Origin of the sequence: Polymorphum gilvum SL003B-26A1 (assembly GCF_000192745.1) — a bacterium.
GTDB classification, from domain to species: domain Bacteria; phylum Pseudomonadota; class Alphaproteobacteria; order Rhizobiales; family Stappiaceae; genus Polymorphum; species Polymorphum gilvum.
Map to the genome: position 1 here is coordinate 4,441,136 of NC_015259.1, position 26,061 is coordinate 4,467,196.

At 66.8% G+C, this 26,061-nt stretch carries 27 protein-coding genes and 1 tRNA gene; 21 read left to right on the plus strand and 7 right to left on the minus strand.

What is annotated here, in order from left to right:
- Window positions 1–200: 200 nt before the first annotated feature.
- From SL003B_RS20870 to SL003B_RS20885, 4 genes are read right to left on the minus strand one after another with little or no spacing between them, the layout of a single operon-like run.
- On the minus strand, window positions 201–1,739 hold the full coding sequence (locus tag SL003B_RS20870; RefSeq protein ID WP_206771948.1) for an ABC transporter permease: 1,539 nt from the start codon (window positions 1,737–1,739) through the stop codon (window positions 201–203).
- A gap of 16 nt (window positions 1,740–1,755) precedes the next feature.
- Window positions 1,756–2,520: an ABC transporter ATP-binding protein gene (locus tag SL003B_RS20875; protein ID WP_013654854.1), complete on the minus strand. Its 765-nt coding sequence runs from the start codon at window positions 2,518–2,520 to the stop codon at window positions 1,756–1,758.
- Window positions 2,520–3,482: an ABC transporter substrate-binding protein gene (locus tag SL003B_RS20880; protein ID WP_013654855.1), complete on the minus strand. Its 963-nt coding sequence runs from the start codon at window positions 3,480–3,482 to the stop codon at window positions 2,520–2,522. Before SL003B_RS20880 ends, SL003B_RS20875 begins: the two co-directional genes overlap by 1 nt.
- Before the next feature lie 24 nt (window positions 3,483–3,506).
- On the minus strand, window positions 3,507–4,166 hold the full coding sequence (locus SL003B_RS20885; RefSeq protein WP_013654856.1) for a 5-formyltetrahydrofolate cyclo-ligase: 660 nt from the start codon (window positions 4,164–4,166) through the stop codon (window positions 3,507–3,509).
- A 152-nt stretch (window positions 4,167–4,318) separates the two neighbouring features.
- On the opposite strand from SL003B_RS20885, the gene SL003B_RS20890 reads away from it, so the two are divergent.
- Window positions 4,319–5,167 (plus strand): MurR/RpiR family transcriptional regulator, encoded by an 849-nt coding sequence (locus SL003B_RS20890; RefSeq protein WP_013654857.1) that lies wholly within the window; start codon window positions 4,319–4,321, stop codon window positions 5,165–5,167.
- A 495-nt stretch (window positions 5,168–5,662) separates the two neighbouring features.
- Here the strand turns inward: SL003B_RS20890 and SL003B_RS20895 are convergent.
- A tRNA-Ser gene (locus tag SL003B_RS20895) sits at window positions 5,663–5,752 on the minus strand.
- A 542-nt stretch (window positions 5,753–6,294) separates the two neighbouring features.
- Between SL003B_RS20895 and rplU the strand changes: the two genes are divergently transcribed.
- The 17 genes from rplU (at window position 6,295) to SL003B_RS20980 (ending at window position 20,932) form a co-directional block, all read left to right on the plus strand.
- Entirely contained in the window at window positions 6,295–6,672 is a 378-nt protein-coding gene (rplU, locus tag SL003B_RS20900; RefSeq protein ID WP_041375682.1) for a 50S ribosomal protein L21, read from the plus strand.
- 49 nt (window positions 6,673–6,721) lie between these two features.
- Window positions 6,722–6,991, plus strand: coding sequence for a 50S ribosomal protein L27 (gene rpmA / locus SL003B_RS20905; protein WP_013654859.1), 270 nt, complete (start codon window positions 6,722–6,724; stop codon window positions 6,989–6,991).
- Between the two features lie 125 nt (window positions 6,992–7,116).
- Window positions 7,117–7,722 carry a GNAT family N-acetyltransferase gene (locus SL003B_RS20910; protein WP_013654860.1) on the plus strand — a complete coding sequence of 202 codons (606 nt, stop codon included), beginning with the start codon at window positions 7,117–7,119 and terminating at the stop codon, window positions 7,720–7,722.
- Window positions 7,719–8,285, plus strand: coding sequence for a GNAT family N-acetyltransferase (locus SL003B_RS20915; RefSeq protein WP_013654861.1), 567 nt, complete (start codon window positions 7,719–7,721; stop codon window positions 8,283–8,285). The genes SL003B_RS20910 and SL003B_RS20915 overlap by 4 nt, the downstream gene beginning before the upstream one ends.
- On the plus strand, window positions 8,282–8,818 hold the full coding sequence (locus tag SL003B_RS20920; protein ID WP_013654862.1) for a GNAT family N-acetyltransferase: 537 nt from the start codon (window positions 8,282–8,284) through the stop codon (window positions 8,816–8,818). Before SL003B_RS20915 ends, SL003B_RS20920 begins: the two co-directional genes overlap by 4 nt.
- A gap of 24 nt (window positions 8,819–8,842) precedes the next feature.
- Window positions 8,843–9,889 (plus strand): GTPase ObgE, encoded by a 1,047-nt coding sequence (gene obgE / locus SL003B_RS20925; protein WP_013654863.1) that lies wholly within the window; start codon window positions 8,843–8,845, stop codon window positions 9,887–9,889.
- Window positions 9,889–11,025 (plus strand): glutamate 5-kinase, encoded by a 1,137-nt coding sequence (proB, locus tag SL003B_RS20930; RefSeq protein WP_013654864.1) that lies wholly within the window; start codon window positions 9,889–9,891, stop codon window positions 11,023–11,025. The genes obgE and proB overlap by 1 nt, the downstream gene beginning before the upstream one ends.
- A 47-nt stretch (window positions 11,026–11,072) precedes the next feature.
- Window positions 11,073–12,353, plus strand: coding sequence for a glutamate-5-semialdehyde dehydrogenase (locus SL003B_RS20935; protein ID WP_013654865.1), 1,281 nt, complete (start codon window positions 11,073–11,075; stop codon window positions 12,351–12,353).
- 38 nt (window positions 12,354–12,391) lie between these two features.
- A complete protein-coding gene (locus SL003B_RS20940; protein WP_013654866.1) occupies window positions 12,392–12,988 on the plus strand; it encodes a nicotinate-nucleotide adenylyltransferase in 597 nt (198 codons plus the stop codon).
- Between the two features lie 179 nt (window positions 12,989–13,167).
- A complete protein-coding gene (gene rsfS, locus SL003B_RS20945) occupies window positions 13,168–13,557 on the plus strand; it encodes a ribosome silencing factor (protein WP_013654867.1) in 390 nt (129 codons plus the stop codon).
- A 62-nt stretch (window positions 13,558–13,619) separates the two neighbouring features.
- Window positions 13,620–14,102, plus strand: coding sequence for a 23S rRNA (pseudouridine(1915)-N(3))-methyltransferase RlmH (rlmH, locus tag SL003B_RS20950; protein ID WP_013654868.1), 483 nt, complete (start codon window positions 13,620–13,622; stop codon window positions 14,100–14,102).
- Window positions 14,103–14,213: 111 nt separating this feature from the next.
- A complete protein-coding gene (locus tag SL003B_RS20955) occupies window positions 14,214–15,608 on the plus strand; it encodes a murein hydrolase activator EnvC family protein (protein ID WP_242390294.1) in 1,395 nt (464 codons plus the stop codon).
- A complete protein-coding gene (locus SL003B_RS20960) occupies window positions 15,605–16,951 on the plus strand; it encodes a S41 family peptidase (protein WP_013654870.1) in 1,347 nt (448 codons plus the stop codon). The genes SL003B_RS20955 and SL003B_RS20960 overlap by 4 nt, the downstream gene beginning before the upstream one ends.
- 114 nt (window positions 16,952–17,065) lie before the next feature.
- On the plus strand, window positions 17,066–18,226 hold the full coding sequence (locus tag SL003B_RS20965) for a divergent polysaccharide deacetylase family protein (RefSeq protein WP_148259358.1): 1,161 nt from the start codon (window positions 17,066–17,068) through the stop codon (window positions 18,224–18,226).
- 124 nt (window positions 18,227–18,350) lie between these two features.
- Entirely contained in the window at window positions 18,351–18,881 is a 531-nt protein-coding gene (locus SL003B_RS20970; RefSeq protein WP_013654872.1) for an RNA pyrophosphohydrolase, read from the plus strand.
- Window positions 18,882–18,938: 57 nt separating this feature from the next.
- On the plus strand, window positions 18,939–19,709 hold the full coding sequence (locus SL003B_RS20975) for an SDR family NAD(P)-dependent oxidoreductase (RefSeq protein WP_013654873.1): 771 nt from the start codon (window positions 18,939–18,941) through the stop codon (window positions 19,707–19,709).
- Between the two features lie 17 nt (window positions 19,710–19,726).
- Window positions 19,727–20,932, plus strand: coding sequence for an acyl-CoA dehydrogenase family protein (locus SL003B_RS20980; RefSeq protein WP_013654874.1), 1,206 nt, complete (start codon window positions 19,727–19,729; stop codon window positions 20,930–20,932).
- Here the strand turns inward: SL003B_RS20980 and queG are convergent.
- Together queG and SL003B_RS20990 are read right to left on the minus strand one after the other, a co-directional pair.
- On the minus strand, window positions 20,914–22,035 hold the full coding sequence (gene queG, locus SL003B_RS20985) for a tRNA epoxyqueuosine(34) reductase QueG (protein ID WP_013654875.1): 1,122 nt from the start codon (window positions 22,033–22,035) through the stop codon (window positions 20,914–20,916). The two genes, SL003B_RS20980 and queG, sit on opposite strands and share 19 nt — an antisense overlap.
- 35 nt (window positions 22,036–22,070) lie before the next feature.
- The gene (locus SL003B_RS20990) at window positions 22,071–22,763 is read right to left on the minus strand and encodes a glutathione S-transferase family protein (protein ID WP_013654876.1); all 693 of its coding nucleotides are present in this window, start codon (window positions 22,761–22,763) and stop codon (window positions 22,071–22,073) included.
- 174 nt (window positions 22,764–22,937) lie between these two features.
- On the opposite strand from SL003B_RS20990, the gene SL003B_RS20995 reads away from it, so the two are divergent.
- From SL003B_RS20995 to maiA, 3 genes are all read left to right on the plus strand, one after another.
- Window positions 22,938–23,744, plus strand: a complete 807-nt coding sequence (locus tag SL003B_RS20995) for an undecaprenyl-diphosphate phosphatase (protein ID WP_013654877.1) — start codon at window positions 22,938–22,940, stop codon at window positions 23,742–23,744.
- Between the two features lie 269 nt (window positions 23,745–24,013).
- Entirely contained in the window at window positions 24,014–25,264 is a 1,251-nt protein-coding gene (locus SL003B_RS21000) for an alpha/beta hydrolase family protein (protein WP_013654878.1), read from the plus strand.
- Window positions 25,265–25,403: 139 nt separating this feature from the next.
- The gene (gene maiA, locus SL003B_RS21005) at window positions 25,404–26,054 is read left to right on the plus strand and encodes a maleylacetoacetate isomerase (RefSeq protein ID WP_013654879.1); all 651 of its coding nucleotides are present in this window, start codon (window positions 25,404–25,406) and stop codon (window positions 26,052–26,054) included.
- The last annotated feature ends 7 nt before the right edge of the window (window positions 26,055–26,061 follow it).

Here is a 26,061-nt window from a genome sequence, read left to right on the forward strand (position 1 = left end):
CTAAAACCAGGCATCGAGAGCCACGCAGACGGCCCACTGCGGACTTTGGCAACTTGGTTCGTCGCAGCGGCGCTTCTGCTCCAGAGCGGACATTTGCTCTTTGGTGCAGCATTCTTGAAAAGCCTGCGATAATTTTCGATAGGGCGGGCTTCGGATCGAAGTGAGCGTATGCCCGAGCGGGCACTTGTCGTGTTGTTCAGCTATTCCGAGGTTGCCATGCCAAGGCGTCCCAACACCCGCCGCTCGACCACCACGACCAGTTGATAGAACACCACCGACAAGATCACCGAAACGGCGGCGACGGACCAGATCATGCCGTAGTCGAGATAGCCGCGCGACTGGTTCAGCAGGTTGCCGATCCCGCGCCCCGTGGCCAGCCATTCGGCGATCATCACGCCAAGCAGCGCGCGTGGCACCGTCAGCCGCGTTGCGGCAAAGAGGTAGGGCAGAGAGGCCGGGATCGTCACCATGCGCAGTTCCGTCCAGCGGCTGGCCCCATAGGCGCGCGGCAGGTCCTCGGCGCTGCGCGGCACCAGGGCAAGGCCCTGCGCCAGCGTGACGAAGGCCGGGAAGAAGGTGACGGATATGGTGATCCACAGCGTCAGCGACGTGCCGCGCCCGAGGATCAGCACCAGCAGCGGCGTCAGGGCGACCAGGGGCATGGTCTGGGTGATGAGCGCCACGGGCATGAAGCCTGAGATGAAGCGGGGCGACAGTTTCGACAGGATCGCCAGCGCAAAGGCAAAGGCCAACCCGGCCACCATCCCGATGAAGGTGATGGGCAGGGTTTGCGCCAGGGCGGCCAGCAGCTTGGCCTGTGCGGTTTCGGCAGACGGCGCGAGAAAGAGATAGGTGAAAACGTCGCCCGGTGTCTTGGCGATCATCGAGGGCGCGCCGCTGAGCTTGATCAGCGCCCACCACAGCGCAAACGGCAGGGCGACGGACGCCAGCGCCATGCCGATGCGCGCCCAAAGCGGGCCGCTGTCACCCTTGCCCGTGGGCACGGCGGCGTTCAGCGTCACCGCCTTGGTCGCGCCCAGCAGCTTTCGCGACAACAGCGCGAAGCCGGCATAGCTGAGCCCGGCGATCAGCGTTGCGATCAGTCCGATGCCCCAGAGGCGATCCGGCTCGCCCCGCCCCAATGACCCCAGCAGGTAAGTGCCAAGGCCCCAGCGCCCGCCGCCGCCGAACTCGGCCAGGATGGCGCCCAGCACGGCGTTGGGCGCGGCGATGCGCAGACCGGCGAGGATCGACGGCACCGCGCCGCGAAACTGCACCAGCCGCAGCACCTGCCAGCGCGAGCCGCCATAGGCGCGCACGACGTCTTTGGCGCGGCTGTCGGCCTGCGCGATGCCGATCACGGTGGCGGTCATGGTGACGAAATAGACGCCCAAAGCGGCCAGCGTGATGCGGGGCGCCATACCCGACAGGGTCAGCGCCAGGATCGGCGCAATGGCGATGGGCGGCAGGGCGAATGCGGCGATGTTGATGCCCCGGAACAGCCGCAGCATGGGCGGCGACAGGGCAAAGATCACCCCCGCCGCGACGGCCACCACGTTGCCGATCACGAACCCCGCGACCGAGGCTTGCAGCGTGGCTATGATGTGGCCGGGGTAGTCGCCGCGATCCTGCCAAAGGCGGATCAGGATGTCGCTGGGTGGTGGCAAAGCCCCACCCGCGACCAGCCCCAATTGACCGATGACCTCCCACAAGAGCAAAAGGATCAGGGCGTTGCGCACCCCGGCAAAGCGTCTTTCAGCCGCCATGCAGCACCTCGGCCACGTGATCGCAGACCTTGTGAAACGCCGGATCGGAAAACAGCGGCGGCTTGCGTGGCCGGTCGAACGGCACGTCGATCACATCCACGATCCGCCCCGGCGCGGCGTGCATGACCACGACGCGATCGGCAAGGAACACCGCCTCGTCGATGCCATGCGTGACCAGCAGCGCGGTCGATCCGGTCTCGGCCCAGATGCGCTGCAATTCGACATTCATCTGGCGGCGCAGGATCTGGTCCAGCGCGCCAAAGGGCTCGTCCATGAACAAGACCTGCGGATGCGTCACCAGCGCCCGCGCGATGGCCACCCGCTGGCGCATCCCGCCGGACAACTCGCCCGGCAGGGAGTTTTCGTATCCCTTGAGGCCCACGAGGTCGATCATTGCCTGCACATGGCCCGCATCGGGTTTGCGGCGCAGCACCTCCAACGGCACCTCGATGTTGCGCCGCACCGACCGCCACGGCAACAGCGCCGCGTCCTGAAACGCGACGCCGGTGACGCCGTCCCGGGCGGCCGCCAGCGGAGGCTCACCCGCAATCCGCACCACCCCTGCATCAAGGCTTTCCAACCCCAGGGCGATGCGCATCACGGTGGATTTGCCACAGCCTGACGGGCCGATGATCGCGGTGAATGTGCCCCGTGGGCAGGAAAGGGTCACGTCGCGCAACGCCTCGACGACCTTGCCCCGCCCGCTGAAGGTCTTGCTCACCCCGTCCAGCGAAATCCCGTCAGGCTGGATCATCAGACCTCCGCCAGAAGCGAGGTGTCGAACATGTCGGTGCTGCCCACGATTCCGACCTCGCCAAGCGCGCTCAGGCACTTTTCGATGCCGTCCTCGGTCAGGGCAAAGTAGCCCTCGGGGCTTTCCATCAGCGGCTTTTGCGCAGTGTTGAAATAGACCTCGTTCTCGATCGACCGACCCGTGCCCTTGAAATGCGTGTCTGCGAATTTCGGCGGCCAGACCGTGGGATCGGCGAGGTTTTCCGCCCAGCCCTTGCGCGAGGCGCGCAGCCAGGCCACCAGCAGATCGCGCTTTTCAGCCAGCACCTGTTCGGTGACGACAACCGTGTCGTTATAGATCGTGTAGCCGAAATCATAGAGCAGGAAGGACGTGGCCTCTTCACCCGCCTGTTGAATCGTGAACGGCACGTTGGTGGTGAAATCGAGGCTGGCGTCGATCTCTCCCTTGACCAGCGGTGTCGGGTCATAGGCATAGGGCACGATGTTGACCTGCCCCGGCTCGATGCCGTTCATCTTCAGCATCGCCTCGACCGAGATCACGTTGACCGGCGGCACGGCCAGCGTCTTGCCGATCAGGTCCTGCGGCGTATTGATCGGGTTTTTCGCCAGCGACACGATGCCGATGGGGTTCTTTTGATACTGCGCGCCGATGATCTTGAACGGCGCGCCCTGTTCGACGATCGCCTTGATGGTGGTGTCGGGCGTGGTCAGCGCCAGATCGGCGCGGCCCGCGATGATCGTGCTTTCGGGGATCACGTCCGGCCCGCCGGACAGGTATTCGAGGTCCAGGCCGGCCTCGGTGTAATATCCCTGATCCATGGCCAGGAAATAGCCTGCGAATTCGGCATCGTTGATCCACGCGGCCTGCATGGTCAGCGGGGTGGCAGCCCGGGCGCGGAATGGCAGGGCCGAGGCGGCGAGACCGGCAGCGGCGGTGCCAAGGAAACTGCGGCGATTGAGCATGGTCTTTTCTCCGTGTTGGGGATGTCAGGCGAGACCCTGCAGGCGCTGAAGCTCTTGCAAGGGTGGGGTTTCGTCTATTTGCTTGGGGTCGAGCAGCGGCCATTTCACCCCGCTGGGGCGTTTCGCCCGGCGTTCGACCACATGGGTGCCGCCGGGGGTGAAGATCTTGTCCACGAGGATGTCGGTTTCCGAGGGCTGCAACTGCTCCTCGACCAGCTGGATGTCATGCACCACCGCATGGACGGGCGTGGTTTCATCGACAAAACCAAGGTCGGTGAACATGCCCCATTCCAGGTCGAAGAACCCGTGCCCCTTGCCAAAGCGCACACCGTTCTTCGACACGGCGGAGGCCCCGGTGACGAGGTAGTCGAAGCGCCCCTTCTTCGAGATGTCCTCCAGCGTGACCGGCTCGCCGAAATGCTCCATCCCGTCGAGCCAGGCAGCATAGAGCGCGGCACCGGGAGGCACCTTGGCCGGGTCGAGATAGAGGAACCCGCGATAGATGCCGTAGGTCGACATGACAAAGGGCTTGCCCGCCTCGATCATCCTGCGGCGCAGATCGACGAGGCAGTTGTCGGGCGTGATGAAGGCAAAGCTGCTGGCCTGATAGGCCGGGTCCTGCACCAGATGGTCGGTGGCGGTTTCAGAGCCATCGAAATCCGGGATCACCTCGGCAAAGTTCATGTGGAACCGGGTATCCGGCCTCGCCACCTCGTGCAGCTTCGTCCATATTCTTTCGCGGATCATCCTGGAGGACGTCATCTTGCACCCCTTGTCGTTTCACTGTTTCAATTCTGTGAAACGTGGGTTTCATTCGTCAAGGGAATTCCGGTGAGATGGCCTCCAGACTGATCCTGCGCATTCAGGAAAAATTCACCCGATTGACATCGAGCGAACAGAAAATCGCTTCTGTCCTGCTGGAAAATCAGGGGCTTGTGGAAACGCACACCGCGACAGAGCTTGCGTCTCTGGCCGGGGTATCAAAAGCGACGACTGCCCGTTTTTTCCGCACTTTGGGTTACGCGGATTTCGAGGAAGTGCGCATCCAAGCCCGCGACGAACGCAACAGCCGCGCGCCCTATGCACGATTCGACCCGAAACCCGAGGCCGCGTCGCTGGGCAGAACCCTGTCCGAACATCTGGCACTGGAAAGCCGCAACCTGTCACGCACCTTCGAGGAGATGCGGTCCGACCTGCTGCCGGAAATCGCGAGCGTGCTGGAGAAGGCGCCGAACTTGTGGTTCCTCGGGTTTGGCGATGAATACGGGCTTGCACGGCTGGGGCGCACCATGTTCACACGGTTGCGCCATGGCGTGCACCAGATCGAAGGGGCCGGGCAGGATTGGGCGGCGGAACTGGCGATGACCGGCCCGCGCGATGCGCTGATCCTGCTGACGTTCGAGCCGCGCCCCCGGCTGTTGCCGGTTCTGTTGAAACACGCCCGCACAACGCGGATGCGGGTCATCACGATCACCGATCATGCCTATGCCGCGCAGGCGCAGCGCTTTTCGGATTTCGTGCTGCCGTGCCACATCGCCAGCTACGGCATCCTGCCGACCCATGCGACGATGATTTCGATGCTGCGGCTGCTGGCGCTGTCCTACCTCGGGGAAAACCCCGACGCCGTCAGCCAACGCATCGCCACGCTGGATGCCATCAACGAGGAACTCGACCTGTCGGAATGAACACGAGCAAAGGACTGCCGATGCCGCAGTAGAGATGCAATCCGCATGCGCTTGGCGTTCTGCTGAAAGCCCTGGGTTTCTTGTATCAGAAAGTCGAGATAGTCGTGACCGGCCCTCTGCGGACATTGGTACAGAACGCGGCGAACGACCGATTTCCGCCCATCCTGCAGAATTTTGACGTGTGCTGCACCGCAGCAACCGGCACGCTGAACGAGACCTACGGACCGGCGAACGTTCGATTCCTGTTCCATCTCGCCGAACGCGACTCCGGTCGAAGTGTTTAGGTTGGCCTACAGGAAAATCCCTTACTTACAGTGCATTGCAAGAAATTCACTAAATCGGCGCAGTCATCAGGTTCAGAGAATAGCCGGACAAGAGAACGGATTTTGGGCCGACAGCCGATAAAGCGGTGTTCAGCCTGTCCCGCAAACCCCTTTGAAAACACGACAAAATTCGGCTGCAGCCGGATCGGGAGAACGCTTTCGCGAGGGCAAGTGGCGGAGAGAGAGGGATTCGAACCCTCGGTACGGTTGCCCGCACAACGGTTTTCGAGACCGCCCCGTTCAACCACTCCGGCACCTCTCCGCGGCACTCAAGATCGGGGCCTCGAGTGGCGCGGAACATAGACAAGGCGGCGGGCGCCCGCAAGAGGGTCGCACGCGGCTTTTTGCATTTTCCCGACCGACCGCGGACGACGGCGCAGATCCCGGGCAACCCGAGTCCTTCCGGCGCAACCACGGACGGCAAGGCGTGGGCGCAACCGCGGACGGCAAGGCGTGGGCGCAACCGCGCGCAGGCGACGCGACCCAGGACGCGAGAGGGGTACGCGAGAGGAAGCGCGCGCCAGAGAGCACGAAAGAGCAGGATTTGCCCGTCGGACGCCCAGTTCTTCATTGACTTGGGGCCCGCCCTGACTATAGTGCGGCTTCCTGAAAGTGGCGGTCCCTCGCGGGTGCCGCCTTTTCTGCTGTTCGAGGCCTGACCGGACACGGGGAAAACCGCCAGCGGCGCCCCCCTCGAAGCCGGTCGCAAAGAGCTCCGCTGTCGCTGTCCTGCCTGCGTGTGCGGGCCGCGCGCGGAACCGCCGAAGGACGCCAGACACGAACGAAAAGAAGGACGTGCGAGACATGTTCGCAGTGATCAAGACCGGCGGCAAGCAGTACACCGTCGCCGCCGACGACCTCCTGAAGGTCGAGAAGCTCGATGCCGAAGCCGGCAGCACCGTCACCTTCGGCGAGGTGCTGATGATCGGCAACGGCGCAGAAACCACCGTCGGTGCGCCGCTTGTGGAGGGCGCTTCCGTGACCGCGGAAGTCGTCGACCAGGGCCGCACCCGCAAGATCATCGTCTTCAAGAAGCGCCGCCGCCAGAATTCGCGTCGCCGCAACGGACATCGCCAGGCCTACACGCTCGTCAAGATCACCGATATCCTGGCAGCAGGCGCAAAGCCGGCGAAGAAGCGCGCATCGAAGAAGGCCGAGACCGAGGAAGCCGCTGGCGAGTGATCGCCGCACCTTCGGTCGCAACTGAACAGGTAAGACGAGGAGTTTCGTCATGGCACACAAGAAAGCAGGCGGTTCGTCCCGCAACGGCCGCGACTCCGCCGGCCGCCGTCTCGGCATCAAGAAGTTCGGCGGCGAAGCCGTGATTCCGGGCAACATCATCGCGCGTCAGCGCGGCACCACCTGGCATCCGGGCACGGGCGTCGGCATGGGCAAGGACCACACCATCTTCGCGACCGTCGAGGGCAAGGTGGAGTTCCAACCGAAAGCCAACGGCCGAACCTTCATCAACGTGCTCCCGGCAGCGGTAGCAGCGGAGTAACGCCGAGTGATCCCAGGAATCGCCGGCGTCCCATCGACCCGGCGGTTCTGGCGAACCGGTCAAAGTTCACGGGGGAGATGGGTCGCCATCTCCCCTTTTTCTTTGCACTTTGATCGGAGCGTACCATGGTTGTCGAAAGCGAAGGACCCTTAGAGGAAAGTTGTCTCGGCGCGGCCGTGCTGCCGCAGGAAACCGCCCGGATCCGGCTCGACCAGCCGCGAACGGACGACCTGGCCGACATCGTGTTCCTGGCCAACAACCGCAAGATCGCCGCCAACCTGGCGACCATGCCCCACCCCTTCTCCGGCGACGACGCGCGCCGGCTCGTGCAGCGCGGCCAGGCAACCTCGGCCGACGCCGCCCTCTATGCCATCCGCCTGAAGTCTACCGGCCGCTTCATCGGCGTCGCCAAATATGGCAGCACCGAGCCCGGCGGGCCGGTGCATGTCGGCTACTGGCTCGGCGAGCCGTTCTGGGGCAACGGCCATGCCACCGAAGCCGTGCAGGCGCTGGTCGACCAGGCGTTCTCCTGCGGCTCGATGAACGAGCTCGCGGCCGCCTGCCGGGTCACCAACCCCGCCTCGCGGCGGGTGCTGGTGAAGTGCGGCTTCCAGTACCGCGACCAGGCGATGATCCGCTCGCTGGCCGCCGGCGGCAGCGTGCCGATCGAGCGCTACGGCCTCGAACGGTCGATCTGGCGTGCGCTCAAGCGCTGGGGGAGATCGGCATGAGCCTGCCCGTCCTGACCACGCGCCGGCTGGTCCTGCGGCCGTTGCAGGCGGACGACGCCGAGGCGGTCGCCGCCCTGTGCGGCCGAGACTTCGCGGTCGCCCGCTGGCTCACGAGCTGCAGCTGGCCCTATGAGGAGGGTGCGGCCGAGGCCTTCGTCACGGCAGCGCGCGCCGCCGACCCCGCCCGCGACGAGGCGGTGTTCGCGGTGACGCTGGGCGGCGTGTTGATCGGCAGCGTCGCGGTCCAAGCGCCCGGCGATCTCTCCGAGGCGCCGGACTGCCCGACGCTCGGCTACTGGATCGGCCGGCCGTTCCAGAGGGCCGGCTATTCGGCCGAGGCGGCGCAGGCGGCGCTCGACTGGGGCTTCGCCATGCACGCCTGCCCGGCGATCGCGGCACGCGCCTTCGAGGACAATGCCGCCTCGCGCGCCGTCCTGCGCCGGCTCGGCTTCCGTCCGGCAGCCAGGACGATGCGCTACGCGAAGGCACTGGACCGCAAGGTGCCCACCATCGTCATGCGGCTCGGGCGGGCCGACTTCGAGGCGCGGAGGATCGCGGCATGATCGGCACACTGGCCACCGGGCGGCTGACGCTGCGCGCACCTGAATCGGCCGATCTCGACCGGCTGGTCGCGCTCGTGGGCGACTACGAGGTCGCCAAGATGCTTGCTGTTGTGCCGCATCCCTATCGGCACGAGGACGGCCTCGCCTGGCTCGCCAGGGTGAACGCCGGGACGCCCGACGGCGAGACGACCTGGGCGGTCGACGACGGCAGCGGCCTGATCGGCTGCGTGTCGCTGGGAAAGTTGCAGCAAGCGCCCTCTTTGGGCTATTGGCTTGGTCGGCCGTACTGGGGAAAGGGCTACATGAGCGAGGCGGCACGCGCCGCCCTCGCCTGGTTCTTCGACCAATACCCGGCCGGCAAGGTGGTCAGCCAGGCGATGGACGAAAACCCGGCCTCGATGAACGTCTTGCGCAAGCTGGGGTTTCAGGACGACGGTACAGGCACTTGCTCCAGTCTCGCACGCGGCGAAGCCAGGCCGTCGACCAAACTCAGGCTCCATCGTGACATCTTCCTGCAGGCCGGGGCGGCCTGACCGCCGCGACAGAAAGCGATTTCCATGAAATTCCTCGACCAGGCCAAGATCTACATCCGCTCCGGCACCGGCGGCGCCGGCGCGGTGTCGTTCCGGCGCGAGAAATTCATCGAGTTCGGCGGTCCGGACGGCGGCGACGGCGGGCGCGGCGGCGATGTGTGGGTCGAATGCGTGGACGGCCTCAACACGCTGATCGATTACCGTTACCAGCAGCATTTCAAGGCCGGCACCGGCATCCATGGCATGGGCCGCAACCGCACCGGCGCAGGCGGCGAGGACGTGGTTCTGAGGGTTCCGGTCGGCACGCAGGTGCTGGAAGAGGACAACGAGACGCTGATCGCCGACATGACCGAGGTCGGCCAGCGCGTGCTGCTGCTGCGCGGCGGCAACGGCGGCTTCGGAAACGCCCATTTCAAGTCGTCGACCAACCAGGCGCCGCGCCACGCCAATCCCGGTCTGCCGGGCGAGGAGAAATGGATCTGGCTGCGCCTGAAGCTGATCGCGGATGCAGGTCTCGTCGGCCTGCCCAATGCCGGCAAGTCAACATTCCTCGCCGCCGTTTCGGCGGCCAAGCCGAAGATCGCCGACTATCCGTTCACGACGCTGCACCCCAACCTCGGCGTGGTCGAGATCGACGGGCGCGGCTTCGTGCTGGCCGACATTCCCGGCCTGATCGAGGGCGCGCACGAGGGCACCGGCCTCGGCGACCGCTTCCTCGGCCACATCGAACGCACGCGGGTACTGCTGCACCTGGTCGACGGCTCGTCGGAGCAAGATCCCGGCGAGGCCTACAGAATCGTGCGCCATGAACTGGAAGCCTACGGCGGCGGACTGACCGACAAGCCGGAGATCGTCGCCCTGTCGAAGGCCGACGCCCTGTCGCCGGAACTCAGGGCGGAGAAGGCGGCGGCGCTGGAAGCGGCCTGCGGGCGCAAGCCGCTGGTCCTGTCGGCCGCGAGCCGCGAGAACGTCGACACCGCGCTGCGGATGATCCTGAGGGCCATGGATCGGGACAAGGAAGAGGCGGGCAACCAGGTGCCGGCCGTCCGCGACGAGGAGTGGCGTCCCTGATGTCTGCCCGCAAGCTCAGCGACCACAAGCGCGTCGTCGTCAAGATCGGCTCGGCCCTGCTGGTCGAGAAGGGCGAGCTGCGGCGTGCCTGGCTCGAAGCCCTGGTCGACGACCTGGCCGCACTCGCCGCCGCCGGCTGCGAGATCCTGGTCGTGTCCTCGGGCTCGATCGCGCTCGGGCGCGGCGTGCTCGGCCTGCCAAGAGGGGCGCTCAGGCTTGAGGAAAGCCAGGCTGCGGCGGCGGTCGGGCAGATCGCTCTGGCGCAGGCCTACTCGGAATGCCTCGACCGGCGGGGCCTGCGTGCCGGACAGGTGCTGCTGACGCTCGGCGATACCGAGGAGCGGCGGCGCTATCTGAACGCGCGCGCCACGCTCGGCATGCTGCTCCGGCTTGGCGCCGTGCCGATCATCAACGAGAACGACACGGTGGCGACCTCGGAGATCCGCTACGGCGACAACGACCGTCTGGCGGCGCGCGTCGCGACCATGGCGAGCGCCGACTGCCTGGTGCTGCTGTCGGACGTCGACGGGCTCTACACGGCGCCGCCGGCGACCCATCCGGACGCGGTGTTCCTGCCGGAGGTGCCGCGGATCACGGCCGAGATCGAGGCAATGGCCGGCAGTGCCGGATCGGAACTGTCGCGCGGCGGCATGAAGACCAAGATCGACGCGGCCAAGATCGCGACCTCGGCGGGCACGGTGATGGCGATCGCCTCCGGCAAGCGCCTGAACCCGCTGAAGGCCATCGACGAGGGCGCGCGCTGCACCTGGTTCCTGGCCCCGTCGACGCCGACAACCGCCCGCAAGGCCTGGATCGGCGGACATCTGGAGCCGCGCGGGGAAATCACCCTGGATAGGGGCGCCCTGGAAGCCGTGAAGTCCGGCAAAAGCCTGCTGCCGGCGGGCGTCACCGCCGTCGCCGGCACCTTCTCGCGCGGTGACGCGGTGCGCGTCCTGTCACCAGAAGGACGCGACATCGGCCGTGGCCTGATCGCCTATGACGCGGCCGAGGCGCGTATGATCGCCGGCCGCAACAGCCGCGAGATCGAGGCAATCGTCGGCTATCCGGGACGGGCGGAGATGATTCACCGCGACGACCTCGTGCTGGATGATGCACCCGGCACGAAAGACCTGTAGGAAAAACGACGCGGCCCAGGGCCGGAATTGAGAAACGGGACAAGGCCATGCTGGACACGGCGCAGACGACTGACATCGAAACGCTCATGGCCGACATCGGCCGGCGCGCCCGCGCGGCGGCGCGGATCCTGTCGACTGCCTCGACCGAGGCCAAGAACCGGGCCTTGACCGCCATGGCGGGCGCCGTGCGGACCGCGGCGCCTGAGATCCTGGCCGCTAATGCCCGCGACGTCGAGGCGATGACCGCTGCCGGACAGACGGTCGCCTTCCTGGACCGCGGCACGTTGACGGCGGAGCGGATCGAGGCGATCGCCAGGACTCTGGAGGACATCGCCACCCTGCCCGATCCGGTCGGCAGCGTGATCGCCGCGTGGGAACGGCCGAACGGGCTGAAGATCGAGCGCGTGCGCACGCCGCTCGGCGTCATCGGCGTGATCTACGAAAGCCGGCCGAACGTCACCTCCGATGCGGGCGCGCTTTGCGTGAAGGCCGGCAACGCTGTGATCCTGCGCGGCGGGTCGGATACCATCCACTCCAACCGTGCGATCCACGCGGCGCTGCAGAAGGGTCTTGCCGCGGCCGGCCTGCCCGAGGACGCGATCCAGATCGTACCGACCGCCGATCGCACCGCTGTCGGGGAGATGCTGCGCGGGCTCGACGGCAATCTCGACGTCATCGTGCCGCGCGGCGGCAAGAGCCTGGTCGCCCGGGTGCAGGCGGACGCCCGCGTGCCGGTGTTCGCGCATCTGGAGGGCCTCGTCCACATTTACCTCGACAGGGCCGCCGACCTCGACAGGGCGATCGAAGTGATCGTCAATTCCAAGCTGCGGCGGACCGGCATCTGCGGCGCGCTGGAGACGCTGCTGGTCGACAGGGCGGTGGCGGAAACGCACCTCAGGCCGGTCGTCGAGGCGCTTCAGGCCGGAGGCTGCGAGATCCGAGGCGACGCCGAGACCCAGCGCCTGTGCACGAGCGTCGTGCCGGCGACCGGCGAGGACTGGACGACCGAGTATCTGGACAGGATCCTGTCGGTGAGGGTGGTCGACGGCCTGGACGCTGCGATCGAGCACATCGAGACCTACGGCTCGCACCATACGGACTGCATCCTGACCGAGGATGCAGTCGCGGCGGAGACCTTCCTGCGCAAGGTGGACTCGGCCATCGTGCTGCACAACGCCTCGACCCAGTTCGCCGACGGCGGCGAATTCGGCATGGGCTCGGAAATCGGCATCGCCACCGGCCGCATGCATGCGCGCGGACCGGTCGGCGTGGAGCAACTGACCAGCTTCAAATATCGCGTCCGGGGCACGGGCCAGACCCGTCCATGAGCCTTGTCCCGCCCGCAGGGGGTCCGATTGCTGACTGGATGAAGCTGCCACATGCTGAGCCGGGCAACCGGATCGGCCTGTTCGGCGGCTCGTTCAACCCACCGCACTCCGGACATCGCCTGGTGGCCGAGACTGCGCTCAAGCGGCTCGGCCTCGACCAGGTCTGGTGGCTGGTGACACCCGGCAACCCGCTCAAGGATCCATCCGCGCTGGCGCCGCTGGAGATGCGCATCCACCGCACCTCGGCGCTGGCGGACCATCCGCGCATGAAGGTGACCGCGCACGAATGCTTGCTCGGCACCCCCTACACGGCACGCACGATCGAGATGCTGCAGAACCGCCATCCGGCGTTGCGCTTCGTCTGGGTGATGGGCGCGGACAACCTCGCGAGCTTCCACCGCTGGCAGGACTGGCGCTCGATCGTGGCCCGGGTCCCGGTTGCCATCGTCAACCGGCCAGGCTCCGGCTTCGCGACGCTGTCCTCGCCCATGGCGCAGGCGTTCCACGCCGACCGGTTGGCGGAGGAAGACGCCGGGCTGCTCCCCATCTGCAAACCGCCTGCCTGGGTATTCCTGCACGCGCCGCTGGACCCGACCTCGTCGACTCGCCTGCGCCAGCAGGACACACCGGGGTGACGGGAGGGCGGTAAGCGTCTTGAAATCGTCAGACTGCAGAGCTTATCTTAAGGGGCGCGCGGCAGACTAGGTCTGAAACACTGCCGGCGCCACGGGATCTGCGGGCAATCGAGCCGCACACCCTGGAGAACCAATGGCGAAAGGCAACACACCTGACCATGACCTTTGAAAGCGAGGGGATGGCTACGTCCGCCCCTCTTCAGTCCTCCGTAGGCGCAGTCCTGCAGGGCGACCTGATCGACACGGTCCTCGCGAGCCTGGACGAATCGAAGGCCGAGGACGTCGTTTCCCTGAAAATCGCCGGAAAGAGTCCGCTCGCCGATTACATGGTGATCGCTTCGGGCCGTTCTCACCGGCATGTCGGCGCGATCGCCGATCACCTCCTGCGCGATCTCAAGGAGGCCGGCTTCGGCAACGCCCGGATCGAGGGCCAGACCCATTGTGACTGGGTGCTCATCGACGCGGGCGACGTCATCGTGCACATCTTCCGGCCGGAAGTCAGGGCGTTCTACAACCTCGAGAAGATGTGGGCCGCCGACGCGAGCGAAACGACCCAGTACATCGGCTGACGGCAGACGGCCGATCCTGTCCCGACCAACGGAGCCCGGACACAGAGTCCGGGCATGACATCATGCGCTTCGTCTTTGCAGCCATTGGTCGCATGAAGGCCGGCAGCGACAAGGATCTTTTCGACCGCTATCTCGACCGGGCGCGCAAGGTCGGACGCGGATTGGGCGTGTCCGCCGTCGAGGTGATCGAACTCGCCGAAAGCCGCGCCGCACGCGCCGAGGACCGCAAGGGCGAGGAAGCCGCGGCCCTGCTCGCCGCCCTGCCCGGCCGGGCGCGGTTGGTGGTGCTCGACGAGGCCGGCAAGGCGATGACCAGCGCCGGCTTCAGCGCTCTGCTGCAGGCCTGGATGGACGACGGCGTCTCCGATATCGCCTTCGCCATCGGCGGCGCGGACGGGCACGGCGCTGCGATGATCGAGCGGGCCGATGTCAGCCTCGCCTTCGGCGCGATGACCTGGCCGCACCAGATCGTGCGCATCCTGCTGGCCGAACAGGTGTACCGGGCGCTGACCATCCAGGCGGGCCACCCCTACCACCGGGCATGATCGCAGACGCGCGCGGGAGCGCCCGCATATCGCCGCATTCGCCACCTAGGCTTCCTTGGCTTTCGCGTCCCGCAGACGGGAAGGTAAACGTTTCGTTAACACGCGACCGGCATGCTGCGCGACAACCGTGGCATCAGGATCGACAGAGTGGCTGCACGCCGGGTGAGACCGTTCCGGGACAAAATGTTGCGCGCCGGCCTACTGACCGCGGTGCTGGCGGTCGCGTCGGTTCCTGCGCAGGCGGTAGAGGACCCGGACAAGGCTACGGCCGCCGACGAGGCGATCACCGAATCGCTCCAACGCAAGCAGCAACGCGAGGCGGAACTGGCCGCGCTGAGCCGCGACATCGAGCTGTCGGCCGGGCAGCAGAGCGAAATCGCGCGCGAGATCGAGGCCATCGACCGGGACAGTCAGGCGCTGACGGCGACGATCCTCAGGACGGCGCAGAAGGTTAAGGCCCTGGAGGGCGATCTCGCCAACACGGAACGCCGGTTGGCGCGCCTCGGCGAGAACGAGGATGCAGTGCGCGCGTCCCTGCAGGAACGCAGGGGCGTGCTCGCGGAGGTGCTGGCAGCACTGCAACGGATCGGACGACGGCCGCCGCCGGCGCTGGCTGTGCGGCCGAGCGACGCGCTGGCGGCCGTGCGCAGTGCGATTCTGCTCAATGCGGTGATGCCGGAGATCCGCATCGAGGCGGAAGCGCTGGCGGCCGACCTAGAGGAGCTGACCAGGCTCAAGACGACGATCGCAGGCGAAAAGAACCGGCTGCGCGGAGACGCGATGCGGCTTGCCGAGGAACAGTCCCGACTCGAGCTGCTGATGTCAGCCAAGCGCCGGCAGCGCGACACGAGCGCCGAGAAACTGGCCGCTGAGCGGCAACGCGCAGAGGAGCTTGCAGACAAGGCCGGGTCTCTCAAAGAATTGATCGCGCAGATGGAAGCCGAGATCGAGAGCGCCAGAGTGGCCGCAAGGGCGGCCGCACGCAGCGCCGAAAGCCGGCAGGGCGGGCGGCCGCCGGTGTCGAACCCGTTCGTCGATCCCGGACGACTCACCCCGGCGGTCGCCTTCATCGAGGCCAGAGGCCAGCTGCCGAAACCGGTTTCGGGCGTGCTGCTGAAGGATTTCGGCCAGGAGGACGATTTCGGCGGACGGACCGAAGGCCAGTCGATCGCGACGCGCCCGGGCGCGCGCATCACCGCACCGAACGACGGCTGGGTGGTCTATTCCGGGCCGTTCCGCTCGTTCGGGCAACTCTTGATCCTGAACGCCGGCGACGGATATCATGTGTTGCTGGCTGGCATGGACAGGATCGATGTGGAACTGGGGCAATTCGTGCTCGCGGGGGAACCTGTCGGAGTGATGGGCTCAACGCATTGGGCAAGTGCGTCGACGTTTGGCTTGGGCTCGACCCAGCCCGTCCTGTATGTTGAATTCAGAAAAGACGGAAGTGCGATCGACCCCACCCCGTGGTGGGCCCGCACCGAGGAAGAAAAGGTTCGCGGATGATTCGGAAAGCTTCTCTGCTGTTCGCCGGTGTCCTGGTCGGGGCCGTCGCTGTGTCCACCCTGTCTCAGCTGCCCCTGCGGGTCAGCGGCGCCGCCAACGCCGCAGCCTCCGACACCTATCGCCAGCTCAACCTGTTCGGCGACGTGTTCGAGCGGGTCCGCTCCGACTACGTCGAGGTTCCCGACGACGCGCAACTGATCGAATCCGCGATCAACGGCATGCTGACCTCGCTCGACCCGCATTCGAGCTATATGTCGCCGAAGACCTTCCGCGACATGCAGGTGCAGACGCGCGGCGAGTTCGGCGGCCTCGGCATCGAGGTCACGATGGAGGACGGACTGGTCAAGGTCGTCTCCCCGATCGACGACACGCCCGCGCACAAGGCCGGCGTGCTGGCCGGCGACCTGATCACCCATATCGACGGCGAGCAGGTGCAAGGCCTGAGCCTCAACGAGGCGGTCGAGAAGATGCGCGGCCCGGTCAACACCGACATCGCCATCACCGTGCGGCGCGAAGGCCGCGCCGAGCCGCTGGAGATCAAGATCACCCGCGACGTAATCCGCATCCGCTCGGTGCGCTGGCGTGAGGAGGGTGACGTCGGCTACATCCGTGTCACCCAGTTCAACGAGCAGACCTTCGACGGTATTCAGAAGGCAGTCGAGGAACTCAGCGGCAAGATCGGTAAGTCCGAGCTGAAGGGCTACATCATCGACCTGCGCAACAATCCGGGCGGGCTGCTCGACCAGGCGATCGCCGTGTCAGACGCCTTCCTCGACCGCGGCGAGATCGTCTCGACCCGCGGGCGCAACGCCGACGAAACCCAGCGCTACAACGCCCGCGCCGGCGACCTGACCAGCGGGAAGCCGGTCATCGTTCTGGTCAACGGCGGATCGGCGTCGGCCTCCGAGATCGTCGCCGGAGCGCTGCAGGACCATCGCCGCGCGACCGTCCTGGGCACCCGCTCGTTCGGCAAGGGGTCGGTGCAGACCATCATCCCGCTCGGGGCTAACGGCGCCATCCGCCTGACCACCGCGCGCTACTACACGCCGTCCGGCGCGTCGATCCAGGCCAAGGGCATCATCCCCGATATCGAGGTGCTGCAGGAACTGCCGGAAGACATGCAGGGACGCGGCGAGACCAAGGGCGAGGCCGGACTGCGCGGCCATCTCGAAGCCGAAGGCAAGGATGAAGCCGAGAAGGAAAGTTCCGGCAGTCAGGCCTATGTTCCCGCCGATCCGAAGGACGACAAGCAGTTGGCTCTGGCGCTCGACCTGCTGCGCGGCATCCAGGTGAACAGCGCCTTCCCGCCGATCGCGGGCGAGCGTGCGAGTGTACCGAACTGACCCTTCAGCATAGGGCCCGCCGGGTCAATCCGTCGCGCGTCGACCCGGCTCCCGATGCCCTGCAAGGCCCCTCCCGCAGCGGAGCGGTCCTCCTGAGGAGTGGCAACGCGCAAGATGGCGGCGGATGACCTGACTGCCCCCCTGGGGATGGGAAAGCGGAAATTCTTCCGCCTTCCGTTCGGCTTGATCGGCGCCGGCCTGTTCACGGTCATGATTACCACGGCGCTGGTCTGGATCGGCGTCGTGGACGACCCGTTCGGCGGCGAACCTATTGCGGTGATCCCGCTCGAGAAGACCGTCGAAGGCCTGTCGTCGCGCGATATCGCGGTCGTCGAACTCAAACCCGAATTCGCCGATGGCCCGCTCGGGCCGGATGCCTCGCGATCCGCCAGGCAGGGCGCCCTCGGACCGCGGTTCGAGGGCGCCGAGGCGCAGGGCGAGGCCGGGTCGGGCGAAGGCCCCGGCGTGGCCTTGTCGACGACGCCCGATTCGCGCGTGACCGAGCGGACGGACTACGGCCTACTGCCCAAGATCGGCGACAACGGCCTGCGGCCGCTCGACGTCTACGCCAAGCGCGTGACCGCGGAACTCGGCTCGACGCCCAAGATCGCAATCGTGATCGGCGGTATCGGCCTGTCGGAAGCCGGCTCGCGCAACGCCCTCGACAGCCTGCCGGCGGACGTCACCCTGGCGCTGGCGCCCTACGGCAACGAGATCGAAGGGTGGATGCAGGAGGCCCGTCAAGCTGGCCACGAACTGCTCCTGCAGCTGCCGCTCGAGCCGTTCGACTTTCCCGACAACGACCCAGGGCCGCACACGCTGCTGGTCAGCCTGCGCGGCGCGGAATTCATGGACCGGCTCACCTGGCTTCTCAGCCGCACCACGAACTATGTCGGCGTAGTCAACTTCATGGGCGCCCGGTTCAGTTCGACGGAAGCCTCCATGCAGTATCTTCTCGAGGAGGTTACCCGGCGTGGACTGATGTATGTCGACGACGGCAGTTCGTCGCGCAGCGTCGCCCAGCCGGTCGCCTCGGCCGCCCAGACGCCGTTCAGCAAGGTCGACGTGGTGCTCGACGCCGTGCCGAAGCCGGACGAGATCAACGCCCGGCTGCTGCAGTTGGAGGCGCTGGCGCGCGCACGCGGCATCGCAGTTGCCGCCGGCTCCGCGCTGCCGGTCACCGTCAGGCAGCTCGCAGACTGGTCGCGCGACCTAGAGCAGCGCGGCCTGATGCTGGTGCCGATCAGCGCCACCGTCGATCGACCGCAGGGCTAGACCGCGACGTTCGGCGGCAGCGGAAGGGGTTTCCCTCTGCCCCGTTTCTCCCGTAAAGAAGAAGCAGTCTCTTCGGACCGCACCCGCCGCCGGTGTCCGGTCCCTGCCAGCCGCCGAGCCTGCCGTGCACATTCCCGTCCTCGACCCCCGCTTCCCCACAGACGTCGACGGCCTGCCCTACCGGCCCTGCGTGGGAATCATGCTGCTGAATGCGGCGGGGCGCGTGTGGATCGGCAGACGCGAGGATTCGCCGCGCAAGGTCGATCCGACCCACGCCTGGCAGATGCCGCAGGGCGGAATCGATGCAGGCGAGGATCCGCTGGCGGCCGCCTATCGCGAGCTCTACGAGGAAACCTCGGTCCGGTCGGTCAGCCTGATCGAGGAGGCGCCCGACTGGTTCGTCTACGACTATCCGCCGGCGCTCATCGGCACCACGCGCCAGGGGCGCTATCGCGGCCAGGCACAGAAGTGGTTCGCCTTCCGCTTCGAGGGTAGCGAGGACGAAATCAACATCCTACAACCGCCGGAGGGACACCAGCAGGAATTCAGCGACTGGCGCTGGGAGGAGGCCAGGAAGCTGCCGGACCTGATCATTCCGTTCAAGCGCCAGGTCTACGAACAGGTCGTCGCGGCCTTCGCGCACCTGACCGGCTGATCGGCGCCGCCGAACCGGTCCGGCGAGACGACAAGACCGGAAAGACTGGGAGGAACCATGGATCTGGGGCGAGACCTCAAGGACAAGCGCGTCCTGATCACCGGGGCATCGAGCGGGCTCGGCGCCCATTTCGCCCGCCTGTGCGCATGCTGCGGTGCCCATGTGGCGATAGCGGCCCGTCGCCTCGACCGGCTGAAAATCCTGGCGGAGGAATTGCGCGGACTCGGCGCGCCGACGGCGGTGCCGATCGCGCTCGACGTCAGCGATGCCGCGGCGATCCACGCGGCACGAGCCCAGGCGGTCGACGGGCTCGGGGGCCTCGACATCCTGGTCAACAACGCCGGGATCGCCCGCGAGGGTCTGGCGATGAACCAGACCGCGGAGGAGTTCGACGCGGTGATGGACGTCAACCTGCGGGGTGTCTGGCTGATGGCGATCTCCTGCGGACGCCACTGGCGGGAAACCGGCACGCCGGGCGTGATCATCAACATCGCCTCCGTGCTCGGCCTCGGGGTGGCCGCTGGGGTCGCTTCCTATGCAGTGTCCAAGGCCGGCGTCGTGCAGATGACCAAGGCGCTGGCGCTGGAATTCGCCCGCCACAACATCCGCGTCAATGCGCTGGCGCCAGGCTACTTCCAGACCGAGATCAACGAGGGCTTCTTCGAGACGGAAGCCGGCCGCAGGACGATCGAGCGCGTGCCGATGCGGCGGATCGGCCGGCTGGAGGATCTCGACGGCCCATTCCTGCTGCTGGCGACCGACGCATCGCGCTTCATGACCGGGGCGATCGTGCCGGTCGACGGCGGCCATCTGGTCGCGCCGCTGTAATCGGGAGGAGAGACGCCATGGACTTCACGGTTTCGCCGCGGATCGCAGAGCTGAGGGAAAGAGTTCGGGCCTTCGTCGCCGACGAGATCCTGCCGCTGGAAAGCGATACGACCAGCTACAACGAATTCGAGAACATCCGCATGGACCTGCGCAACCAGATCCGGGCGAAGGCCAGGGCGGCCGGCCTGTGGGCGCCGCAGATGCCGCAGGCCCGCGGCGGCCTCGGCCTGCCGATGGCAGAGCAGGCGATCTTCTACGAGGAGGCCAACCGCTCGATCTTCGGGCCGGTCTGCTTCAACTGCGCGGCGCCTGACGACGGCAACATGCGCTGTCTGGAGATGGCGGCGAGCGAAGAGCAGAAGGCGCGCTGGTTGCAGCCGATCGTCGACGGAGCGGTCAATTCTTCCTTCGTCATGACCGAGCCGCATCCGGGCGGCGGATCCGATCCGTCCATGATCGCGACGAGAGCGGAAAGGCACGGCAACCGCTGGAAGGTCCACGGACGCAAGTGGTTCATCTCCGGCGCGGCCGTCGCCAGCCATTTCATCCTGATCGCGCGCACCGACCCGAACCCGGAGGAGAAGCGCCGGCAATTGACCGCCTTCCTGTTCCACCGCGACCAGCCCGGCTGGCGCATCGTGCGGCGGATCGGCAACATGGGACCGGACGAGCATGGCGGGGTGTGCGAACTGGAGTTCGACGGGCTGGAAATCGACGACTCCGACCGGTTGATGGAGATCGGCGACGGCCTGCGGCTGACCCAGATCCGGCTCGGCCCGGCTCGGCTAACCCATTGCATGCGTTGGCTCGGCCTGTCGAAGCGCTGCATGGAGATCGCCCAGGACTATGTCTCCACCCGGACGGGATTCGGGATCCGGCTGGCGGAGCGGGAGTCGGTGCAACTGACCCTCGGCGAGGTCGCCCACGCGATCCAGATCGGCCGGCTGCTGGTCATGCATGCGGCCTGGAAACTCGACCAGGGCGACCGCGCGCGCAAGGAGGTGTCGTCGGCGAAAATCCACGTTGCCGACACCCTGTTCAAGGCCGTCGACACGGCGATTCAGCTCAACGGCGCCAGGGGTTACTCGACCGACACAATCCTCGAATGGATCTACCGCTATGCCCGGGCGGCGAAGCTGGTCGACGGGGCGTCGGAAGTCCACAAGATGGTCCTCGCCCGCTTCTACGGCAAGGAAGGCAGCGACTACTGGCAGTGGGGCTGAGCGGCCCCGGCGAGCCACTCGGCGCGTACGGCGGGGTCGTCCTCGGCCGCCAGATGCGTCGATTTCTCCTGTTCGAACAAGGCCTTGGGCGCCAGCTGCGCGAGCGCCCAGACGGCCGCGCCGCGCACCTGCGACGAGTCTGCGGAGAGTCTCCTACGAATCGCCGGAATCAGTCCGACGTCGCCGCTGTTGCCGGCCGCGACAAGGACATTCCTGACGAACCGGTCGCGGCCGATGCGCTTGATCGGCGAGCCGGCGAATTTCTGCCGAAAGGCGGCGTCGTCGAGCTCGATCAGGTCGGCCAGGCGCGGCGCCACCAGATCGGAACGGGCGACGAGCTTCGCCTCGCGGGCCGCCTGGGCGAACTTGTTCCACGGGCAGGCGGCGAGGCAATCGTCGCAGCCGTAGATGCGGTTGGCCATCGCCTTGCGAAACTCGACCGGAATCGGACCGTCGTGCTCGATGGTCAGATAGGAAATGCACCGGCGGGCATCGAGCCGATAGGGCGCGGGGAAGGCATCGGTCGGACAGGCGTCGAGACAGGCGCGGCAGGAGCCGCAATGATCGGCCTCCGGTCCGTCGGCCGGCAGGTCGAGGGTGGTGAAGATCGACCCGAGGAAGAACCAGGAGCCGAGCCGGCGCGAGACCAGGTTGGTGTGCCGGCCCTGCCAGCCGAGACCCGCGGCTTCGGCCAGCGGCTTTTCCATCACCGGGGCGGTGTCGACGAAGACCTTCACGTCGCCGCCGGCGCGCGCAACGAGCAGGCTGGCGAGTTCCTTCAGCCTGCCCTTGACGATGTCGTGGTAGTCACGGTTGCGGGCATAGACAGAGATGCCGGCGGAGGACGGATCCGCGAGATGGGCGAGCGGATCGGTGTCGGGGCCGTAGGTCATCGCGAGCATGATGACAGATCGCACCTGCGGCCACAGCACGCGCGGGTCGGCGCGGCGCGCTTCCGTCTCGGCCATCCAGGCCATGGTGGCGTGATGGCCGTCGGCCAGGAAGCGGCGCAGGCGCGCCGGCGCCTGCGGAATCGCGTCGGACGGCGCGACGCCGAGGGCATCGAAGCCGAGCGCGGCGGCACGGGCGCGCAGCGCCGCCATCAGCTTCGCCGGTGCAGTCCGGGCGCCCTCCGGGTTCAGAAGTCGAGATCCGCGTAGCACAGGGCCGGCGGCATGCCGAGCATCTTCTCGCCCAGCAGCGGGCGGAAGCTCGGGCGCGACTTGACCCGCGCGTACCAGGTCTTGACGTTCTCCTCCTCCGCCCATGGCACCTCGCCCAGGTAGTCGGCGCAGGACAGCTCGGCGGCGAGCGCGAAGTCGGCGAAGCTGAGCCGGTCGCCGGCGAGCCATTTGCGCGAGGCGGCAAGATAGCCGAAATAGCGCATGTGGTGGTGGATATTGGCGCGCGCGACGCGCAGCACCGCCGAATCCGGTTCGCCGCCGCCGACCGAGCGCGGCATGTCCTGCTTGTAGATGCGCTCGCGGACGAAATGGCCGACGACCTCGTCGTCGAACTTGCGCAGTGCCCAGTCGACCAGCCGGCGGGCCTCGGCGCGCCGTTCGGGGTGGTCGGGCATCAGCCGACGGTCGCCGACGGCATAGCCGCGCGTCTCGTCGAGATATTCCATGATCGGCCCCGGTCCGCAGATCGGCGGGCCGTCGTTTTCCACCAGAACGGGCAAGGTGCCAGCGGGATTGAGCAGCAGGAAGTCGCGCTGCCGCTCCCAGGGGTTGACGTGCCTCATTTCGAAGCCGGCGCCATACTCGGCGAGGATGAGACGCACGAAACGGGAAGACGGAGAGAATGGATGATGATAGAGCGTGAGCATTCAGTGACTGCACCTTCGGCGCCGGGTTGCTCCCGGTCGCGGACGCCACCCTAGGGGAATATGGTTAGCATCCTGTTTCCGGTTTTTTCCCTCCGCCCGCGTCCCGCTTAGACCAGGACGCGGCGAACATTCAATCCTGCGCGCAGACCTCTTTTTTCCGGAGCCCTTCGCACCATGACCAACGACACGATCGTCAGCGCCTTCATCCTCGGCATCGTCGAGGGGCTGACGGAGTTCATTCCCGTCTCGTCCACCGGCCATATCCTGTTGTTGGGGCATTTTCTGGGCTTCGAGAGCACGGGCAAGACCTTCGAGGTGCTGATCCAGCTCGGCGCCATCCTGGCCATCCTGACGGTCTATTTCGGCCGGCTGTGGTCGATCGCGCTGGCGCTGCCCTCCGACGCGCGCTCGCGCCGCTTCGTCGCCGGCATCGTCGTCGCCTTCCTGCCGGCGGCCGTCATCGGCGTGTTCGCCCACGGGTTCATCAAGACCGTGCTGTTCGAATCGCCGGAACTGATCTGCTCGACCCTGCTGATCGGCGGCGTGGTGCTGCTCTACATCGACCGCCTGCCGCTGAAGCCGCGCTACACCAACGCCATGGACTATCCGCTCGGTCTGTGCCTGGCCATCGGCCTGTGCCAGACGGTGGCGATGATCCCCGGCGTGTCGCGCTCGGGCGCGACCATCGCCGGCGCGCTGCTGATGGGCACCGACAAGCGCTCGGCGGCGGAATTCTCCTTCTTCCTGGCCATGCCGACCATGGCCGGCGCCTTCGCCTACGACCTCTACAAGAACCGTGACGTGCTGTCGGCCGACGACGCCATGATCATCTCCATCGGCTTCGTCACCTCCTTCGTCGCCGGCGTGTTCGTGGTCAAGGGCCTGCTCGACTTCGTCTCCCGCCACGGCTTCGCCCCCTTCGCCTACTGGCGCATCTTCGTCGGCGTCGCCGGCTTCGTCGGGCTGTATTTCGCGGGCTGAAGCGCGGCAGCCGCGCCCTGCCCATCCGCCGCCATCCTCAGACGCCCTTACGACCCCGCCCTTATCCCGAGAAGCCCGCGCAGCGGGCGTCTCGGGGGATGCCCCCAAGACACATGGCCTGCCGGCCGGAAGACGTGCGCCTGCACCCGCAACGGGCGCTTAAACGGATTCTTAGATCGAACCGGATAGAAGAAGGCGCGCAGGCTGGGACGATCGGTGCCGCGTCAAGGGGCTGCGACAGCGGGGCGGGACCTGTTTCGGAGACACAGATGATTTTCAAAGCAATTTTGGCTGTGGGCCGGAACGCCGCGGCGGTGGTGACCGTAGCGACGGCAGGGGCGCTGTTCGCCGGTGGAGGCGGCATGCAGGCCACGGCGGAGGACAGCCAGCCGGCGCAGGTGACTTCGGGCGTCAGCTACCAGTTTCTCGCCCGTTGGGACGTCGACAAGCTGAACCAGATCCTGACCGTCGACACGCCGAAGTTCGCCGGCATCACCGAGACCTACACGCCGGCGGCGAACGCGGTCCGGCTCTATCGCATTACCTATTCCTCAACGATCCCGGAGCGGGGCAACAAGCCGACGGTGGCAACCGGGCTGCTCGCCGTCCCGGACACGGACGCAACGCGCTTCCCGCTGATATCCTACCAGCACGGCACAGTGTACGGGAAGGAGGAGGTGCCGTCCTTTGCCGACCAGTCGCCGGAAACGCAACTGATGCTCGCCCAGTTCGCCGGTCAGGGCTACCTGCTGATCGGAGCGGACTACTTCGGCCTCGGCCAGTCGGCGGAGCCGGAGGGCTACATGGTCAAGGCGAGCCACCAGCAGGCGACATACGACATGCTGACGGCGAGCCGGGCCGTACTCGCGCACATGAACCTGGAGGACACCGGGCTCCATCTGGCCGGCTGGTCGCAAGGCGGTTTCGTCACCATGGCCATGCTGGAAAAGCTGGAACAGGCCGGCGTCGCCGTGAAGGGGGCAGCCACCGCGAGCGCGCCGCTCGACGTGTTCGCGGCGCTGAACGGCTTCCTCAACTTCCCGCGCAAAATCGACGCCGATTGGGTCAACAGCCTGTTCATCCTGTCGTCGTTCTCTTTCGAGAACTACTACGGCATTCCGGGCCTCGCCCGCTCGCTGATCGCCGACGCGTATTACGAGGTGTCGCGCAAGGCCTATGCCCGTGAGCCGCTGAACCCCGCGGACGTCCCGACCGACCTGAAGACGCTGCTGAAGCCCGAATATTTCGACGCCCGGTTCTTCGCCGCCTCCGCCTACGGCCGGCTGATTGCCGAGACACAGGCGTACCGGTGGGTCATCCGCACGCCGGTGCGCAACTACTACGGCGAAACGGACGAGGCGATCACGACCGGCATCGGCCGCATGGCGATGACCTATCAGCAGGCGATCGGCAACGGCAATCCGCTCGTCGAGGCGATTTCCACTGGCGACACCTCGCACCGCGGCACCTTTGCCCGCGCCGTGCCGCTGTGGAAGACCTGGTTCGACGGCAGCCAATAGACGCGTCCGTCGCCGCCGCGCCGCGGCCAAGGTCCCGAAGCCCCCGCCCGCCCTTGACCGGCAATGGTTGCATCTGCAATCACTTGCCGGCCGTGGCAGCGCCGCCCGGCACCGTCCCCACAGGCGCGAGGCAACCGCCATGTCCGACATCGTCCTGCACAGCTACTTCCGCAGCTCGACCTCCTACCGGGCGCGCATCGCGCTGGCGCTGAAGGGGCTGGCCTACCGTCAGGTGACCCATCACCTACGCTTCGGCAAGCACCGCGAGGCGGACTATCTCGCCGTCAATCCGCAGGGCCTGGTGCCGGCGCTGCTGTGGCGCGACGGTACCGTGATCACCCAGTCGCTGGCGATCATCGAGTTCCTGGACGAGACGGTGCCCGAGCCGCCGCTGCTGCCGGCCGATCCGAAGGCGCGCGCGCGGGTGCGCATGCTGGCGCAGATGATCGCCTGCGACATCCATCCGGTGAACAACCTGAGGATCCTCAACGCGCTCAAGGACCGCTTCGGCGCCGACGACGCCGCGGTCGCCGACTGGTTCCGTACCTGGGTGGCGGAGACCTTCGCGCCGATGGAACGGCTGCTTGCCGACAGTTCCGAGACCGGCACCTTCTGCCATGGCGACACGGTCGGCCTAGCCGACATCTGCCTGGTCGCGCAGGTCGCCAACAACGCGCGCTTTGCCGTCGACATGGCACCCTATCCGACCATCCGGCGCATCCACGCGGCCTGCATGCAGATCCCGGCCTTCGTCGACGCCGCGCCGGCGAATCAGCCCGACGCGGAGTAACGGCGGG

Coding starts and splice junctions, on each gene's coding strand:
- SL003B_RS20875 (WP_013654854.1), bottom strand. CDS start 2,520: ATGATCCAGCCTGACGGGATTTCGCTGGACGGGGTGAGCAAGACCTTC.
- SL003B_RS20880 (WP_013654855.1), bottom strand. CDS start 3,482: ATGCTCAATCGCCGCAGTTTCCTTGGCACCGCCGCTGCCGGTCTCGCC.
- SL003B_RS20885 (WP_013654856.1), bottom strand. CDS start 4,166: ATGAACTTTGCCGAGGTGATCCCGGATTTCGATGGCTCTGAAACCGCC.
- SL003B_RS20890 (WP_013654857.1), top strand. CDS start 4,319: ATGGCCTCCAGACTGATCCTGCGCATTCAGGAAAAATTCACCCGATTG.
- rplU (WP_041375682.1), top strand. CDS start 6,295: ATGTTCGCAGTGATCAAGACCGGCGGCAAGCAGTACACCGTCGCCGCC.
- rpmA (WP_013654859.1), top strand. CDS start 6,722: ATGGCACACAAGAAAGCAGGCGGTTCGTCCCGCAACGGCCGCGACTCC.
- SL003B_RS20910 (WP_013654860.1), top strand. CDS start 7,117: ATGGTTGTCGAAAGCGAAGGACCCTTAGAGGAAAGTTGTCTCGGCGCG.
- SL003B_RS20915 (WP_013654861.1), top strand. CDS start 7,719: ATGAGCCTGCCCGTCCTGACCACGCGCCGGCTGGTCCTGCGGCCGTTG.
- SL003B_RS20920 (WP_013654862.1), top strand. CDS start 8,282: ATGATCGGCACACTGGCCACCGGGCGGCTGACGCTGCGCGCACCTGAA.
- obgE (WP_013654863.1), top strand. CDS start 8,843: ATGAAATTCCTCGACCAGGCCAAGATCTACATCCGCTCCGGCACCGGC.
- proB (WP_013654864.1), top strand. CDS start 9,889: ATGTCTGCCCGCAAGCTCAGCGACCACAAGCGCGTCGTCGTCAAGATC.
- SL003B_RS20935 (WP_013654865.1), top strand. CDS start 11,073: ATGCTGGACACGGCGCAGACGACTGACATCGAAACGCTCATGGCCGAC.
- SL003B_RS20940 (WP_013654866.1), top strand. CDS start 12,392: ATGAAGCTGCCACATGCTGAGCCGGGCAACCGGATCGGCCTGTTCGGC.
- rsfS (WP_013654867.1), top strand. CDS start 13,168: ATGGCTACGTCCGCCCCTCTTCAGTCCTCCGTAGGCGCAGTCCTGCAG.
- rlmH (WP_013654868.1), top strand. CDS start 13,620: ATGCGCTTCGTCTTTGCAGCCATTGGTCGCATGAAGGCCGGCAGCGAC.
- SL003B_RS20955 (WP_242390294.1), top strand. CDS start 14,214: ATGCTGCGCGACAACCGTGGCATCAGGATCGACAGAGTGGCTGCACGC.
- SL003B_RS20960 (WP_013654870.1), top strand. CDS start 15,605: ATGATTCGGAAAGCTTCTCTGCTGTTCGCCGGTGTCCTGGTCGGGGCC.
- SL003B_RS20965 (WP_148259358.1), top strand. CDS start 17,066: ATGGCGGCGGATGACCTGACTGCCCCCCTGGGGATGGGAAAGCGGAAA.
- SL003B_RS20975 (WP_013654873.1), top strand. CDS start 18,939: ATGGATCTGGGGCGAGACCTCAAGGACAAGCGCGTCCTGATCACCGGG.
- SL003B_RS20980 (WP_013654874.1), top strand. CDS start 19,727: ATGGACTTCACGGTTTCGCCGCGGATCGCAGAGCTGAGGGAAAGAGTT.
- queG (WP_013654875.1), bottom strand. CDS start 22,035: ATGGCGGCGCTGCGCGCCCGTGCCGCCGCGCTCGGCTTCGATGCCCTC.
- SL003B_RS20990 (WP_013654876.1), bottom strand. CDS start 22,763: ATGCTCACGCTCTATCATCATCCATTCTCTCCGTCTTCCCGTTTCGTG.
- SL003B_RS20995 (WP_013654877.1), top strand. CDS start 22,938: ATGACCAACGACACGATCGTCAGCGCCTTCATCCTCGGCATCGTCGAG.
- SL003B_RS21000 (WP_013654878.1), top strand. CDS start 24,014: ATGATTTTCAAAGCAATTTTGGCTGTGGGCCGGAACGCCGCGGCGGTG.
- maiA (WP_013654879.1), top strand. CDS start 25,404: ATGTCCGACATCGTCCTGCACAGCTACTTCCGCAGCTCGACCTCCTAC.